The 15,118-nt window shown below is 65.3% G+C and carries 10 protein-coding genes; 7 read left to right on the top strand and 3 right to left on the bottom strand.

From position 1 onward, the window contains the following. The first annotated feature begins 275 nt into the window (after positions 1–275). From KOR34_RS25870 to KOR34_RS25860, 3 genes are all read left to right on the top strand, one after another. Positions 276–821, top strand: coding sequence for a sigma-70 family RNA polymerase sigma factor (locus KOR34_RS25870; protein ID WP_146569052.1), 546 nt, complete (start codon positions 276–278; stop codon positions 819–821). A 17-nt stretch (positions 822–838) separates the two neighbouring features. Continuing rightward, the gene (locus tag KOR34_RS25865) at positions 839–2,584 is read left to right on the top strand and encodes a FecR domain-containing protein (RefSeq protein WP_228714770.1); all 1,746 of its coding nucleotides are present in this window, start codon (positions 839–841) and stop codon (positions 2,582–2,584) included. Between the two features lie 166 nt (positions 2,585–2,750). Beyond that, complete coding sequence (locus KOR34_RS25860) at positions 2,751–3,695, top strand: DUF6807 domain-containing protein (RefSeq protein ID WP_146569050.1); 945 nt, start codon at positions 2,751–2,753, stop codon at positions 3,693–3,695. Here KOR34_RS25860 and KOR34_RS25855 read toward each other — a convergent pair. Then, complete coding sequence (locus tag KOR34_RS25855) at positions 3,682–4,530, bottom strand: sulfurtransferase (RefSeq protein ID WP_146569049.1); 849 nt, start codon at positions 4,528–4,530, stop codon at positions 3,682–3,684. The genes KOR34_RS25860 and KOR34_RS25855 overlap by 14 nt on opposite strands. A 176-nt stretch (positions 4,531–4,706) precedes the next feature. Here KOR34_RS25855 and KOR34_RS25850 point away from each other — a divergent pair, with 176 nt between their 5' ends. Then, positions 4,707–5,087 carry a hypothetical protein gene (locus KOR34_RS25850; RefSeq protein WP_146569048.1) on the top strand — a complete coding sequence of 127 codons (381 nt, stop codon included), beginning with the start codon at positions 4,707–4,709 and terminating at the stop codon, positions 5,085–5,087. A 197-nt stretch (positions 5,088–5,284) separates the two neighbouring features. Continuing rightward, positions 5,285–6,529, top strand: a complete 1,245-nt coding sequence (locus KOR34_RS25840; RefSeq protein WP_197531756.1) for a tetratricopeptide repeat protein — start codon at positions 5,285–5,287, stop codon at positions 6,527–6,529. Here the strand turns inward: KOR34_RS25840 and KOR34_RS25835 are convergent. Together KOR34_RS25835 and KOR34_RS25830 are read right to left on the bottom strand one after the other, a co-directional pair. Further along, positions 6,526–8,280 (bottom strand): CRTAC1 family protein, encoded by a 1,755-nt coding sequence (locus tag KOR34_RS25835; protein ID WP_197531755.1) that lies wholly within the window; start codon positions 8,278–8,280, stop codon positions 6,526–6,528. The genes KOR34_RS25840 and KOR34_RS25835 overlap by 4 nt on opposite strands. 52 nt (positions 8,281–8,332) lie before the next feature. Next, positions 8,333–9,757, bottom strand: a complete 1,425-nt coding sequence (locus KOR34_RS25830) for a tetratricopeptide repeat protein (RefSeq protein WP_146569044.1) — start codon at positions 9,755–9,757, stop codon at positions 8,333–8,335. A gap of 246 nt (positions 9,758–10,003) precedes the next feature. On the opposite strand from KOR34_RS25830, the gene KOR34_RS25825 reads away from it, so the two are divergent. Together KOR34_RS25825 and KOR34_RS25820 are read left to right on the top strand one after the other, a co-directional pair. After that, positions 10,004–11,575 carry a PEP-CTERM sorting domain-containing protein gene (locus KOR34_RS25825; RefSeq protein ID WP_146569043.1) on the top strand — a complete coding sequence of 524 codons (1,572 nt, stop codon included), beginning with the start codon at positions 10,004–10,006 and terminating at the stop codon, positions 11,573–11,575. Between the two features lie 362 nt (positions 11,576–11,937). After that, positions 11,938–15,087 carry an FG-GAP-like repeat-containing protein gene (locus tag KOR34_RS25820; RefSeq protein WP_197531754.1) on the top strand — a complete coding sequence of 1,050 codons (3,150 nt, stop codon included), beginning with the start codon at positions 11,938–11,940 and terminating at the stop codon, positions 15,085–15,087. The last annotated feature ends 31 nt before the right edge of the window (positions 15,088–15,118 follow it).

Here is a 15,118-nt window from a genome sequence, read left to right as displayed (position 1 = left end):
GCCGGGGCCTTCGTGGCTCTCACGGGTGTATGGGGGCGTGTCGCGGGTTTTTAAATTGAATTTGCGGAAAAGTTCCTCAACAATTGCATTGTGCTTCCATTCCACTGAATTTTCCCGCCTTTGAGGCTCAGTTGCGGGGTTCCACTCGGGCACTCCACGATCTGGTTGGGAAGCCGCATGTCCGAGTGGCGTGCACGCGGCGCGCCTTTTATTGAGCCACTTCTCATTTTCGCGTTTAAGAAGTGCGATCGGGATCGCCATAGAACTGCAGTGTCATGACGGATCGATCAAAAGCGACCGACAGCCGGTGCGACTTCGCCGCTCTCTGGGCTGAGTCATACGCCAGGCTGCGTACGTATGTCCGCATCTTCGTGCCGTCGGTGCACGATGCTGACGATGTGATGCAGGAAACCGCGATGGCGATTGCTCGCGACTTCGACAAGTACGATCCCCAACGCCCCTTCCTGGAGTGGGCGGTCGGCGTCGCGCGGAACCGGGTGTTTGAGCACTTCCGTAAACGCGACCGGGATCGGCGAATGGTCTTTGACGTCGAGACCGTCAAGCACATCGAGGAGAGTTTCCTGGCCGCGGAGTCGCAGTTCGACTCGTACCACGACGCCCTCGAACTCTGCTTGAAGCAGTTGCCAGAGCGGGCCCGGAGGCTGATCGACCTGCGTTACCTCGCCTGCAACTCGATCGAAGAGATATCGAGCCAGCTGGGGCTAACCGTGCGGTCGGTGTACACTCGCCTCTCCCAGGTGCGGTGCGGTCTCAAGGAGTGTATCGGCAGGCGAATGAAGTTGTTGGGGGATGCCCGGTGAGGAAGCCAGTTGAATTGTTGAACGCCCATTTCGACGGCGAGGCGCTCTCGCCCGCCGAGGGCCGCCGGCTGTCCGACTGGGTAAACGCCCACCCGGACAACGCCCGGGCGGTGGTCCAGATGGGCATGATCCACGAGATGACCGACAGCATCCTGTCGGTGCCCCGGCTGCTGGACCAGCTGTCGCTGACAAGCGACCCGGCCGTGCAGCGCTCGATCGGCGAATCCCTCGACTGGATCGAGTCCCGTCCTGCTCCCGGTGCTCGGACCGCCGCGCTGGCCAGGCGCCACGCCCCGGGGTCGCGGTGGTTTGCCGTCAGCAGTGCGATGCTAGCGGCCAGTCTGCTGCTTGCGGTTTCGACGCTGCTCCTCGACCGTGGCGGTACTGTCGCTAGGAATGATGTTGGATTGGCGGAGGTCGCCCCGCAGCCGGCGCTCCCGATTGCGGAGCCGCTCGTCGCGACTGTGCTGGACGTATTCGACGTGCAGTGGAGCGAGGGCCGCCCGGCGTACCGAGGCATGCATATCCGCCGGCTCGCCCCGATCGACATTTCCGACGGCGTCCTCGCGCTCACCACTTCGACCGGTTGCGACGTGGTTGTCCAGGGGCCGGCGTCGCTGGTGTTCGAGGATGAGGACCGCATCCGGTTGGATCGCGGCCGGCTGACCGCGCGGATCTCTGACGAGGCGGCGCAGATCGTCGTCGAGACCCCAACCGCCCGGGTCGTCGACCTGGGCACCGAGTTTGGCGTCAGCGTCACCGACGCGTTGGAAACAAGCGTGGCCGTCTACGAGGGGGTGGTGGAACTCACCAGCAGAAACTCGACCGACGACAGCGACGAGCTTCAGACACGCACGCTGCAGGCGGGGCGGTCGGGCTACGTTGACGGCCAGGGGCAGCTGCGGTGGACCATCGAAACGCTTCCCCACGAGCGAGAGTTTATCCGTCCCGACGAGATCGCCGACCTGCGTGACGCGCGGCGCGGCTCCAGTCAGGCCAAGGAGCAGGTGTGCTTCTACGAGCTGCAGCGGATCCGTGGGCTGCTAGGCTTCCAGGGCTTCGACATCCCGTCTGGTGGCGTCGACCGCAGCCTGGCCTTCGCCGACGCGGGCCCGCGCAGCGACTCGCTGGTCCGATTCGACCGTGACATCGTGCCGGGGCGCCTCCACTCCTCCGGCTCGCTGCTGGTTGAAGAGACCGCGCCGGTTTTCCTCGACTTGGATACTTCGCCCGATTCGGCGTTCGCGAGGGCCGGTCTGCTGACCGACCGCGGCATGGTGGGCCGGTCCGACACCGAACTCTGGCTGGCGTGGCGGACGCGGGCGACCGATCACCGCCGCCCGGGGATGTACGCCGGCCTCTCGGTCATGTTCGGCGGCGACCGGCAGTTCCACGAGCCGCTGTTCCTGGGAACGACCGACAACAACGACCGACTGGCCGTCGTCGCCAACGTCGGCAGCCGGGCCATCGTGCAGAAGCTTGTGGACGGCGGCGAACTCAGCTCCGGCGATTCGCCTCGGTTGTGGGTGTTGCGGATGGTGTTCGGCGAGCGGGCGGACAAGGTCGCTGTCTGGTGCGACGTGCCTCCTGGCGAGACGCCGCGGGTGCGGCCGCACGCCGAGATCCTTAACGCCAACCTGATGTTTGACCGGCTCAGGCTGGGCGTCGGGACGGACGCCAGCCCATGGTTATTCGACGACCTTGTCATCGCCATCCGGCCTGATGCCCTCGGCCAAGCGGTCGGGTTGATCTCCGGCGAGTAGTCTTTCGTCGCCAGGCACGATGCCGCCTTCAACCGCATGCGTGGGGCGATTCCGTGCAATCCTGGCGTCCGGCTGGCCGCGGACGATATCCTAGAAGTCCGAACTCATCCGCCGCCATCCGGACGTGGCGGGACGGACAGCTCTTCAAAAGCTCTAGGATCCTGGTATGAAGCCCGCCGCGTTCATCCTGCCGTGCTTGTTTGCCGCCGTTGTTGTCCCGCCCGTCGCCGCCGAGGTGAGCGTGGAAGAGTCGCCCGCGGGGGCGGTCGTGAAGATCGACGGCAAGCTCTTCGCAGAGTACCACACGCGATCGGGCCACCAGCCGGCGGTGTGGCCCCTAATCGGGCCCGCTGGCAACAAGGTGACCCGCGGCTACCCGATGACCGAGCTCGGGCCTGACGAAGAAAACGACCACCCTCACCACCGCTCGCTGTGGTTCGCCCACGGCATTGTCAACGGCGCGGACTTCTGGGTGGAGCCCAAGAAAGAGGGCGACGCCCTTATCGAGCACAAGCAGTTCGAGACCCGCCAGGGGGGCGATCAGAGCGGCACAATTGTTACGCACAATGACTGGGTCGCGGGCGGTAAGAAGCTGTGCGAGGACCGCCGCACGCTCGTTTTCTCCGAGCCGAAGCCGGGCGTCCGGCTGGTCGATTTCACGATCGAGCTCAAGGCCGACGAAGAGCCGGTTACGTTCGGCGATACGAAGGAGGGGACCTTCGCCGTCCGGGTGGCCGGCACGATGAAGGTGGACGCCAAGCAGGGGGGACGGCTGGTGAACAACAATGGCCAGCAGGACAAGGAGGCCTGGGGGCGACCCGCCGCGTGGGTCGACTACGCGGGGCCGGCCGAGGGCGAGCAGTCGGGTCTCGCCATCTTCAGCCACCCGGACAGCTTCCGGCACCCCTGCCTGTGGCACGTCCGGACCTACGGCCTGTTTGCCGCCAACCCGTTCGGGGTGCACCACTTTCCGAAGACGGATCTCAAGCAGGGGGCCGTGACGATTGAGCCCGGCGAATCGATTAAGCTGCGGTACCTGGTCGTGCTGCACGACGGCCAGGCAGACCAGGCCGGCGTCCAGCGGCTGTACGACGAGCTCACGAGCCGCTAGCCACCGCGCGATCTGGGTTGCGGATCCACTCGCTCCAGGAGCCGGCGTAGAGCCTGCCCATCGGCAGTCCCGCCGCGGCCATCGCCAGCATGTTGTGGCACGCGGTGACGCCGGACCCGCACATGTGGATCACGCCGTCCGCGCCCGCCTGCTCGGCAAGTGGTGCGAAGCGGGCCCGCAAGTCTCCAGCTGGCAGCAGCCTCCCCTGATCGTTCAAGTTGCCCGCGAACGGCGCGTTCACCGCGCCGGGCACGTGCCCAGCAACCGGGTCTACCGGTTCCAACTCGCCGCGGAACCTTTCTGGGCCGCGGGCGTCGATGAGGAGGGCGTCGCCGCCTGCTAGCGCCGTTTCGGTCGCGTCAGAGGTAATCCACATCGCATCGTCCGGCGTGCCTGAGAACGCAACCGGCCGCGGCTTGCTCTGCACAGCTGTCGTGGGCAGGCCCAGCGACTGCCACGCCTCGAACCCGCCGTCGAGCACCGCGACCTCCGAGTGGCCAAGCCAGTGGAGCAGCCACCACAGCCGGGCCGCGAAAGCGCCGGACGCGTCGTCGTACGCGACGACCTGAATCCCGTGCCCGACGCCCCAGTCGCCCAGTTGGGCGGCGAGCCGTGCGGCGTCAGGAAGCGGGTGGCGTCCAGACGTCTCGGTCACCGGTGAGGAGAGGTGCTCGTCCAGGTGGGCGTAGACCGCGCCCGGCAGGTGGCCGTTGGCGTAGGCCCGTTGGCCAGCGTCGGGGTCAGCGAGCGAGAACCGGCAGTCGATGAACACCCAGCTGGGATCGTCGATCCGGGCACGCGCATCTTGTGGCGAAATAATGGCTGTGTGGGTCACGGTTGTGGTGCTCCCTCGGGCAATGATGCTGTTCGCCAGTCTACCGCAACCACTTGCGTGGGGAAGGCAGGATCGGCGCCGATGGAGCGAACCTTTCTGCGGCCGCCCCTCTCTTGGGTAGCAGAAGCCGCCGCCTGCATGCGCGCGGTTGTTGAATCCAAGCCGGGACAGTTCTCGTGGCTGCCTCACTCGCCGACAACCTGACGGTCGCCAAGCCAATCGCGGCCGAAGACCTGCGCGCCGGCGAGTACGTTGCCGTGCTGAATGAGGTGGTCGAGTACGCGTCCTTCCTGTGGTGCTGCGACTCTTCGCTCTTGCAGCCGGACGAGCCGGTCCGCGTCACATTCCGGCCGCAGAGCCCGGCGGCGCCGCTGCGGATCAAGGCGGTCTGCCTCCCGTTCGTGGCGGTCAAGACGGCGTGCGGGAAAACGGCCACGCTCGACGTGCGCAGCTGCCAGCTGGTCCGCCTCGACAACCGGTTTGCTCGTGAGGCCAAACGGGCCTACGGCGCTAAACCCAAGTCCGGCAAGAAGTCCCGCCGCCGGCGCCGCAAGTAGCGTGGCGCCGGCGGCTTGGTTCTAGGACCACCGCTCATATGGTGTGCTATGCTGGTAGAACCGTGTTTGGTTCCTGCTCTTGCCTCTCGCCAGTGCCGCTAGTTCCCATGCGATTTTGGTTCGCGCCGCGTAGTTTGCCGCTCTTGATCCTGGCTGCGTCGATCACCGGGGCCGGGTGCCAGCGTGACGCTTCTCCCGTGAACAGGGACAGCCGCGGCGAGGCGTTGCAGGACGACTCAACGACCGCAGAGGAAGCTCAGGCGCGCCCGCAGGGCGAGAACGTCGCGGTAGGCGAAACGCAGCTTGGTGCGGCTCCCACCGCAGGCGCGGCGCCGGAAACCGCGGACGAGTTCTTGGCGGCCGGGATCGCCAGTGAAGAAGCCGGACGTTCAAGCGAGGCGATCAGCAACTACACCAGAGCCATTGAGCTCGACCCCACCAGCGACGTCGTCCGCAGGAGGCTGGGATCGCTGCTGATCCGCCTAGAGCGTTTCGTTGACGCTTCGATCTTCTTCGGCCAGATCGCCGAACGCGAGCCCGACAACCCTGACGCCCACAACGATTGGGGCGCCGTGCTGGTGCAGATCGGCAGCGTGAGCGAAGCGATCGACCAGTTCCGCGAGGCTCTGCGACTAGACGCCGACCATCCTGATGCCCACTACAACCTGGCCACGGCGCTGCTGAGCGAGGGCCGTGTCGAGGAGTGCAAGCAGCACCTTGTCGAAACCCTGCGGATCGCGCCTTCATACCTGGACGCCAATTTCACGCTCGGACGCGCGTACCTGATCGAGGGTGAACTCGACAAGGCGGTCGCCCAGTTCCAGCATGTGATGCGGGCCAACCGCGAGTACAAGTCGCTCGACCAGCACCTCGGCCGCGCCTACTCGCGGCAGGGGAACCTCCGCAAAGCCGTGCAGCACTACTCGGAGGCTGTCCGACGAGACCCGTTCAACTACGAGGCCCGCTACGCGTTGGGCGTTGCTCTCTCGACGTTTGGGAACCCCGCCGCGGCACGGGCGCAGTTCACGGAGGCCCTGCGGCTGAGCCCCGAGAGCCACGAGGCGCACCACGAATTGGCGCAGGTGCTGGTCGAGCTCGGCGAGCAGGAGGAAGCGATCACCCACTACAATGCCGCGTTGGCCCTGCGACCCGATTGGCCCGAGGCCCTCAACAACCAGGCTTGGCTGCTTGCAACTACCGAGGATGAGCGGCTGCGTGACCCCGCCAAGGCAGTAGAGCTGGCCGAACGGGCGAAGCAGATCGCCGACCACAACATGCCGCGCGTGCTAGACACGCTGGCCGCCGCACAGGCCGCCGCGGGCGAACCACAGCAGGCCGCAGAGACCGCAGGCGAGGCGGCCCGCTGGGCGGACGAAACCAACCAGGCGGAAGTCGCTGAAGAGATCCGCACCCGGGCGGAGCAGTACCAGGACGGCGCCTAGCCGTCGACTGGCTGCCCCTCGCCTTCCTTCACGGTGATCACCCGATCCACGCCTGGCACGGCGAACGTCTCGCGCCGGCCGCTCGGCCACTCAATGATCAATTGGTCGACGCTTTCTTCGGATCCAAGTCCGAAGTGGGCGCGCGGGTCGTTGCTGGCGAGGTAGCTCGAGGCGGGGTGCGCCAAGCGAACCCACTTCCGGTCGCCCGCTGTGGCGATCACCCGTGCCCCATACGCGTCGCGTTGGCCGGTCATCGCCCGAACAATCAGCCAATGGGCGCCGGGCTGCGGGGCGTCGTTACGGTAGACCCGCAATTCGTTGTCAAGCTGCTGTACCGCAAGATCGAGGTCGCCGTCGTTGTCGAGGTCGGCGAATGCCATGCCCCGGCTGCTGAGTGGTTCGCTGCCGAATCGACCTGCCTGGTCGCTGATGTTTACAAACCGCCCCCCCGGCTCACCCTTGAAAAGCAGGTTGGGCTCGGCAAAGCGGCTCCAGAAGGGGCTCAGCTGTGAGGAGGGCTGGGGCACTCCTTTGCTCACCCGCCCGTTGGCCACCGCCATATCGAGCAGGCCATCATGGTCGAAATCGACGAACCCGCAGCCCCAACCTGTATACGGACGGTCGACGGATCCCATCGTGCTTCGCGCCGTTTCGTCGGAGTACAGTTCGTCAGAGCCATCGGAGAGGTAGAGCGTGTTGGTCTCGCCGCCGAGGTGCGTCTTGAATAGGTCCATGCGTTGGTCGCCGTCGACATCGGCAATGGCGACCCCCATGCCGGCTTCGACGCGGCCCGCCATGTTGTAGGCGCACCCCCGAAAGACGGCCTCCTCCTCAAAGGTTCCGTCCTGTTGGTTGACCCATAGCTGAGCGGGCTCCTCGTCGTTCGCGACGTACACGTCACACCAACCGTCGCCGGTGACGTCACCGCACGCCAATCCCCAACCACGGCCGGGCAGGACGATATTGGCCTGCTCAGTGACGTCGGTAAACGTGCCGTCGCCGTTGTTCCGGTACAGCGTGTCCACTAGGCCGTCGAACAGGTGGGGGCCGCAGTAGTCGAGGTCGTTGGGGTCGTCGCCGACAACGCACCGGCGGTCCGGATCGAACACCGCAAAATTCACGATGTACAGGTCCAGGTCGCCGTCGCGGTCGTAGTCGAGGAATCCGGCGGACGAACTCCACTGATCGCCCTCGATGCCCGCCTCGGCCGTGTGGTTGACGTACCGGCCGCCCTCGTTGATGTACAGGGCGTTCGGCCCGTAATTGGTCACCAAGACGTCCGGATCGCCGTCGTTGTCGATGTCGCCCACCGCCACGCCGTGCCCGTAGCCCCGGTCGTTCAGGCCGGCGGCGTCGGGGACCTCTTCGAAGGTCCCGTCCTCTTTCTGCCGAAACAGCCGGTTGGGCGCCGGGGCGGTGAACGAGCCCGCCGCGCAGTGGTTCACCTGGTACAGGTCGAGCCGGCCGTCACCGTCGAAATCAAGCACGGCCACGCCCCCCGGGGTGATCTCGGGGGTCATGTAGTCCCCGTCCGGCCAGTCGCCTTTCGGCGGGGTGATGCCTAGCCGATCGGTGATGTCGACCAGCAGGCCGTTGTCGGCGGCATCGCTATCGTTGGAACTCGCGGCAGCGTTTCTCGGGGTAGTGGCCGTCGCAGGCTGGTTCGTTGACTCGTCAGATGAGCAGCCAAGCAGGCAGGCTCCGCTGATCACGATAATAGGACAAAGCAGTACGCAGTATCGCTCAGTCATCGGTTCGCTGGTTCGAGGAGGAGGCGTTTGAAGAGCCGGCGGGAAACTGACTCTACCCTTCGTTGGGTACGAGTCCAAGCGTTTGGCCCCACTCAGCCGCATCATTCAGATGGATGAATAGACCTGTCGCGTTCAGGGCGGTAGTGAGCTGCTCGGTCGCGGCCCGCGTCTTGCCGGTGCGGTACAGCGCTCGGGCGTAGTAGTAGCGGGCGTCGCGATCCGCTCCGTTGGCCTTCACTGCCGCTTCCAGTTGCCGCGCGGCCAGGTCGACCTTACCCGCATGCAGCACCACCCATCCGAAGGCGGCCGCCGCGGGCACTGAGTTCGGGTGAGAAGATGAGTTGAGCGTGGCGACTTCTTCCGCACGCATCACCCGCTTGGGGCCACCCCGCTCTGCAAGCACTGAGGACAGGTAAGCGTTCGCCTCGACCGAGCTTGGATTGTCTAGCGTTAACTTCTCCAGAAGGCCTTCGGCCCGTTCCAAGTCTCCCGTGCTCCACGCGGTCAGAGCCTCGAGGGTCCTAGCCTCCTGGCTCTCAGGATCCACTTCAATCACGCGTGCAATCGGCGCCGCTGCGGCCCGCGGGGCGTTGCGGACAGACAGCAGAAACTTCGCCAGCGCGAGTTGGACCTGGGCGTTCGACGTGGCTGAGTCAGCAGCCCGACGTAGCCACTCCTCCGCGGCGTCGGTATCGCCGGCTTGCTGGTGGAGCCCTGCTATGGCTAGCTCCGCTGTGGGAGCGTTGGGATTGGACTCCGCAGCGGCGGTTAAGTGAGCAATCGCCTCTTCACTGCGCTGCAGTGCGAACAGGATATGCCCCAGTCGATAGTGGGCCTGGGAGTGTTTGGGGTTTTGCTCCAGTAGCTGACTAAACAATTCGAACGCCAGTTTGGATTGGCCTCGTGTCTCGGCGACGCTGCCCAGGCCCGCAAGGGCCCATTCGGTGAGCCTTGCTTTGCGAGGCGAGTCGTCCGGCATCTCACCGGCAAGCTGGCCGGCGCGTTCGTACTGCAGGCAAGCGTCACTCAAACGTCGATCCCGCCACGCGAGATCGGCCAGCGCCAGGTGCGGCTCGGGGTCTTCCGGCAGAGCCACGACCGCCTGCTCTAGCAGCATCCGCGCCTGCTGGGGCTGTCCCTCCTGCTGCAGCATCCCGGCGAGCGTCACCTCGGGAAGCGGGCCGCCTGGCAAGCTGCGGAACTCCTGACGCAGCAATTCGAGGGCAGAGTCAACGTCTTCTTGGCGAACGGCTCGCAATGCTTTACGGCGGAAGACGCTTTGTGCGTCCCCCGCGGCGCCGCCGATCGCGGCTTGGTCCCTCGCAATCGGGGAGGAACCGCAAGACGTGGGAATGCCTGCGAGGGAAACAGCCATCAGAGCCGCCAGCCAGGTGTGACTGAACGCAAGAGGATGCGCGAACCCGAAGAGACGAAACCCCTCGTCTCTCCGCCTTCGGGTAGCTGCAAAATAATGCATGGATTCACACCCTCATTGATTGACAATTGCTAAACTTTAATCACAATTTACGACAGGTTGCGCGGATGGTGCGGCCGCGGTACGCGGCCCACCGAACCTGCGTCGCCGCTCGTCTGTTTTCTACTCGTCTCGGCTAGCGACCTGGCAACGCTGGCCACGTTACTCGCTCTCGCAACGGCAACAACGGCTTAATTATTACCTGCTCTGTCGCCGCTGAGAGAAAAATTGCCTCTGGAGGTAGCCCCAATGAGATGCACCCTGTTTCGACTCTTCTCCTTACCCGGGGCGCTCTGCCTCGGGGTGCTCACCGCCGGTGATGCCGCGGCGGTGGACTTCAACTGGAACGTCGATGGCCCGGCCGACTGGAACGTCGGCACGAACTGGGACCCCGAAGGTCCTCCCACTGAGGACGGCAACGGCGACAACGGCCGTGAGTTCGCCTACGTGAACAACGGCGGCACTGCAGAAATAACGGATGTAATCCCAGATGTCGCTGACATCTTTGTTGGCGCCGGCGCTGACACTTCTGGAACGCTAAACCAGTCCGCCGGCAACACGTTTGTTGCGAACGACAGCTGGATGTTCGTCGGACAGGACGGCGGCACCGGAACGTACAACCTCAGCGGCGGTACGCAGGGCAAAGCCCGCTTGTATGTCGGTCGAGGTGCGGGCGGTGTGGGTGAGCTCAACCTCTCTGGGTCGGGCGTTGTTGGCGGCGACTTGCTCGTCGCGGGTGTTGATGGTGGCGTCGCTACTGTCAACGTGACCGGCGGGGGGTCTGCCAACACGACGGGTAATATCGAGCTCCACAACGCTACCGTTACCATTACTGACGACGCATTGATGAAGTCCGGCAATGAGGTTTGGTTCGGCAATGGTGGGGGTAACACCACCACTGCCAATATGGATTCCGGAACCGTAGAGGCCAACACCTGGATTGCAATCGGCCGCGACAGCAGCACGGGCACGGTCAATCTGTCCGGTTCTGCCGTGGTGCGGAAGATTGCGGTGGATGACGGGAATCCAGAGAACATCTCGAACTCCGAGCAATCCTTCATCGTGATTGGCGGACTCGGGAGCGGCGGCAGCGGCACCCTGAACGTTCAGGACAACGCCACCGTCTGGAGCGATACAGGCATGGTGCTCAACGAAACCGCAGGCCAGGCTGGCATTGTTAACCAGTCGGGCGGCACGGTCACCCTGCACGACTACGCTTCAACCAACGCCGTGTTCGGTGATTCCTTGGAGATGGATCCGAACGGACACGGCTTGGGCGAGTACCACCTGAGCGGTGGTGTGCTGAATGCCGAAACCGTTGATGTCGGAGGCGGATTGTTCGACATGACCGGTGGCACCCTGTCGGCGACCAATTTCATCGGTGACCTGACGCAGGGCGGCGGCACGATCTCGCCCGGAGACTCGCCCGGCACGATGACCGTGACCGGGAACTACTCGCTGGACTCCGGTGACCTCTTCATGGAGATCGAGGGCACCATGGCTGGCACCGAGTACGATCAGCTGATCGTCACCGGTGACGTCAGCTTGGCCGGCGAGCTGACCCTGGCCGGCGCCTACGTTCCGAGTGCATCGGACGCGTTCATCCTGATTGACAATCAGGGCGCCAACGCCGTGTCTGGCGCCTTCACCGGGCTGGCCGAGGGAGCGACCGTTACATTCAACGGCATCGACCTGACGCTGAGCTACATGGGCGGAGACGGCAACGACGTCGTCCTGTCGGGACCCGTTCCCGAGCCGACCACGCTCGCCCTGCTCGCGGGCCTCGGCCTGGCGGGTGTTGCGTCGCGTCGTCGCCGCTAGACTGCGGAAGCACTACTGCTGACCTCCTACGGGCCGCTCCATCGCTGGGGCGGCCCGTTTTCTTTTTTGTCTGCAACGAACAGCACAGGGAGGCCGGAGTTGCGACCCCGCTTGGGATGCGTGACAATGCGGAACTTCACTCCCGGTTTTCATCACTTCCGCCAGCGAGGATCGCGGTGGCTCGTCGAGTTGGATCTCATCCCGTTGTCGTTTGGTCGTGCCCACGGAGTTATCGGCGGCTAATCGTCGTGCTTGGCGCGATTGCCATTGGCACCCCGCTCGGTTGCTCCAAGCCCCAGCCAAAGGCCCCGGCATTCTCTGACGCAGAGTTTGTCGGCCAGCGGAACGCAGCCGCGGGCCTGATGGGTCAGTTCAAGTACGCGGAAGCGGTTGAGAAGCTCCGGCCACTCGCCAAGTCCAGCCGATCCGGCGGCGACGTGCAGGTCGATCTCGCGATCGCGCTGCTTAACCGCCGCGCGGGTGACGACCTCAGCCAGGCGGCGACTCTTCTGGACGGCGTGCTCGCAGAAACGCCCGACAACCTTCGGGCCCGCTATTGTCGCGCTCTGTTGTTGTTCCACGATGGTCAGTCCGACGCGGCTCTCGACGCGTTCCGTCGGGTTGCGGAGGCCGACCCCTCCGATCCCTTCGCTGCGTACTACGTTGGTCAGTGCCTGCTGGGGATGAAAAACTACGAACAGGCGGTGGCTTGGTTCCGCAGGGCCGCACAGACCGACCCATACCTCCGGAGCGCCTATTACGGAGAGGCCCAGACGCTCCGTCGCCTGGGGCGGGCCGACGAAGCCCAGTCCGCACTGAGCGAGTTCCAACGGCTCTCGACGAACCCTCGGTCCCGTGTCGCGGACCTGAAGTACTCCCGCATGGGGCCGAAAGCCGAAGTCAGCGGGGGCGTCTTGGGGCCGGTCGCTACGCAGCCGTTGCCTAGCGGACCCCTCTTCGATTCGCCGCGAACTATCAAAGTCGAGGGCGCCGTTGGTGAGGTCGGTGACGGTACCAGCACAACGGTTGTCGATTTGTCGGGCGATGGAGAACTCGACCTGTTCTTGGCGGATCCAGCGGGCAGACCTCGCATCCTGCTCGGCGATGGTGAGGCGTTTGAGCTGAATCCCGACCACCCGCTCGCCCAGGTCACCGGGGTTGGCGCCGTGCTGTGGGGCGACTTCAACGACGACGGCATGGTCGACGCCTACCTCTGTTGCCGGGGGAAGAATCAGCTCTGGCGGCAGCTCGGCGACGGGAGTTGGGAGGACGTGACCACATCCGCCGCTGCGGGCGGGGGCGACCACACGACAGTAGATGGCGCCTGCTACGACATTGACCACGACGGCGACCTTGACTACATCCTGTTGCAGGCAGGGGCGCCGCGTGTGGTGCTCATAAACAACCGCGACGGCACGTTCCGATCGGCCGCTGAGGAGCTTGGCCTGGCGGGCGGTCCCGAGGGGTCGTCGGGTCTCGTCATTGCCGACCTAGACCAAGACGACGACGCCGACCTGATCTTCCTCAACGACGGGCGTCCCCACGAAGTCCTGCAGAACGACCGCCTGTGGAACTACAGCCCCGCTCCTGGGTTCGAGGAGTTTTCTGAGTCTGATTGCGTGGCCTGCGTTAGCGCTGATGCCGATGTCGACGGGCTTGTTGAGCTCTACACGACCGGGCCCAGCGGAGTCCGGCGATGGGCGTCGGCGGAAGATGGCGGTTGGCGCTCCACCGCGCTTGCCGATCAGGCAGCGACAGACCTGATCGCCTACGACTTCAACGCCGACACCCAAGCCGAACTGGCTCTGGTCACTGCCGAAGGGATCGCCGTTATCGACCCGATGGATGGCTCGCAGCTGGCCACGCTGAAGCGCGGCGGCGCCGTGGGTCGACCGTGCCTGGTTGTGGCTGAGCAAGGGCCGGAGCTTCTTGGCTGGGCCGCGGACGGTACCCTATGGAAGTGGCCGGCGGGTAGCGGCCGCTGGCCCTTCGCCCGCGTACAGTTGAGCGGCAAGACGGACCGTGCACTGGAGATGAGGTCCAACGCATCAGGCATAGGCGTGGTCGGGCACGCCCGCTCGGGAAAACTCTGGTCCGCGTTGCCCGGGCCACGACCCACTTCAATGCCAGGGCAGAGCCTGCAGCCGTTTGCGCTCGGCGCGGGCGGCGCCGAGCAGATCGATTTCCTCCGCCTGCTGTGGCCAGACGGCGTGTCGCAAACGGAGCTGGATCTTGCGGTCGGCAAGCTCCACCGGATCAGCGAAACCCAGCGGCAGGCCGGCAGCTGCCCGCTGTTGTTCGTGTGGGATGGCAAACGCTATGCGTTCGTCGCGGACATGCTTGGCGCCGGGGGGCTCGGGTTTAACCTCGGGCGGGGGGAGTACTACCCGCCCCGTCCCCAGGAGAGCCTGTTGCTCCCGGCCGGATTGCTCAAACCTCGCGAGGGCCGACTCGAGCTGAAGCTCGGCGAGCCGATGGAGGAGATCTGCTATTTCGACGCGGTGCGGCTGGTCGCGTACGACGTGCCGCCCGGGTGGTCCATAACCCTTGACGAGCGCTTCGCCGGTTTGGGGCCCGGTCCAACAGGTGAGCCGGTGTTCTACCGGAGCAGGCTGGCGCCTGAAGAGGCGATGAACGATCGTGGCGAGGACATCCGCGTCGCTCTCGCGGAGGCGGACGGCCTGCCAGCCCCGCTCGACCGCCGCGACAGCCGGTTTGTCGGGCTTACCAACCCCCATTCGGTTACGCTGAGTTTTACCAGGCCGATCGACGAGTTGGAGGATCCGACGCTGGTGTTCGACGGCTGGGTGGACTACGCCTACTCCCAGTCGGCGTTTGCGGCGTGGCAGGCCGGCGAGACCTTTGTCGAGCCGACCATCGAGGCGCAAGCCGCCTCCGGCGAATGGGTGGTGATTGCGGACCGCTTCGGCTACCCGGCCGGAACCTCGCGCCACGGTTCGGTGCGGCTGGACGGGGCCGCCCTCCCCAGTGGGGCTACGCGGCTGAGGATCAGCTCCAACATGCTGGTCTACTGGGACCGGCTCCTGCTCGTTGACCGCGCATCGTGCCCCGAGGCCAAGCGCCGAGCGATGCGTCTTCGGTCCGCATCGGTGGCGGATGTCGGTTTTGCCGCCCGCCGAGTCGACGAGAACCGCCTCAGCGTGTACGACTACGACGACCGCCCGCCGCTCGGTGATACCCGCCACCCCGCCGGCTACTACACCGAGTTTGGCGTCGCGACCCCGCTGATCGAGGCGACCGACGACGCGGTCGCTATCATTGGGCCAGGGGAGGAGCTGCACATCAACTTCGAGGCGCCGAGCAAACCGCCTCCTTCCGGCTGGACCCGCCAGTGGGTCCTGGAAGCAGACGGCTGGTGCAAGGACGCCGACCTCTTCACCGAGAACGCCGGCACAGTGGCGCCGCTGCCCCGCCGTCCGAATGCGGTCGAAGACGCCCGCCGTGAACAGCTCCATCGGCAGTTCAACACCCGCTTCCGCAGCGGGTACTAGTAGAACCGATCGCCGCCCGACAGCCCTCCGA

Origin of the sequence: Posidoniimonas corsicana, from assembly GCF_007859765.1 — a bacterium.
In the GTDB taxonomy this organism is placed as follows: domain Bacteria; phylum Planctomycetota; class Planctomycetia; order Pirellulales; family Lacipirellulaceae; genus Posidoniimonas; species Posidoniimonas corsicana.
The sequence above is the reverse complement of the archived record's forward strand: the minus strand, read 5'-3'. Positions and strand labels throughout refer to the sequence as shown.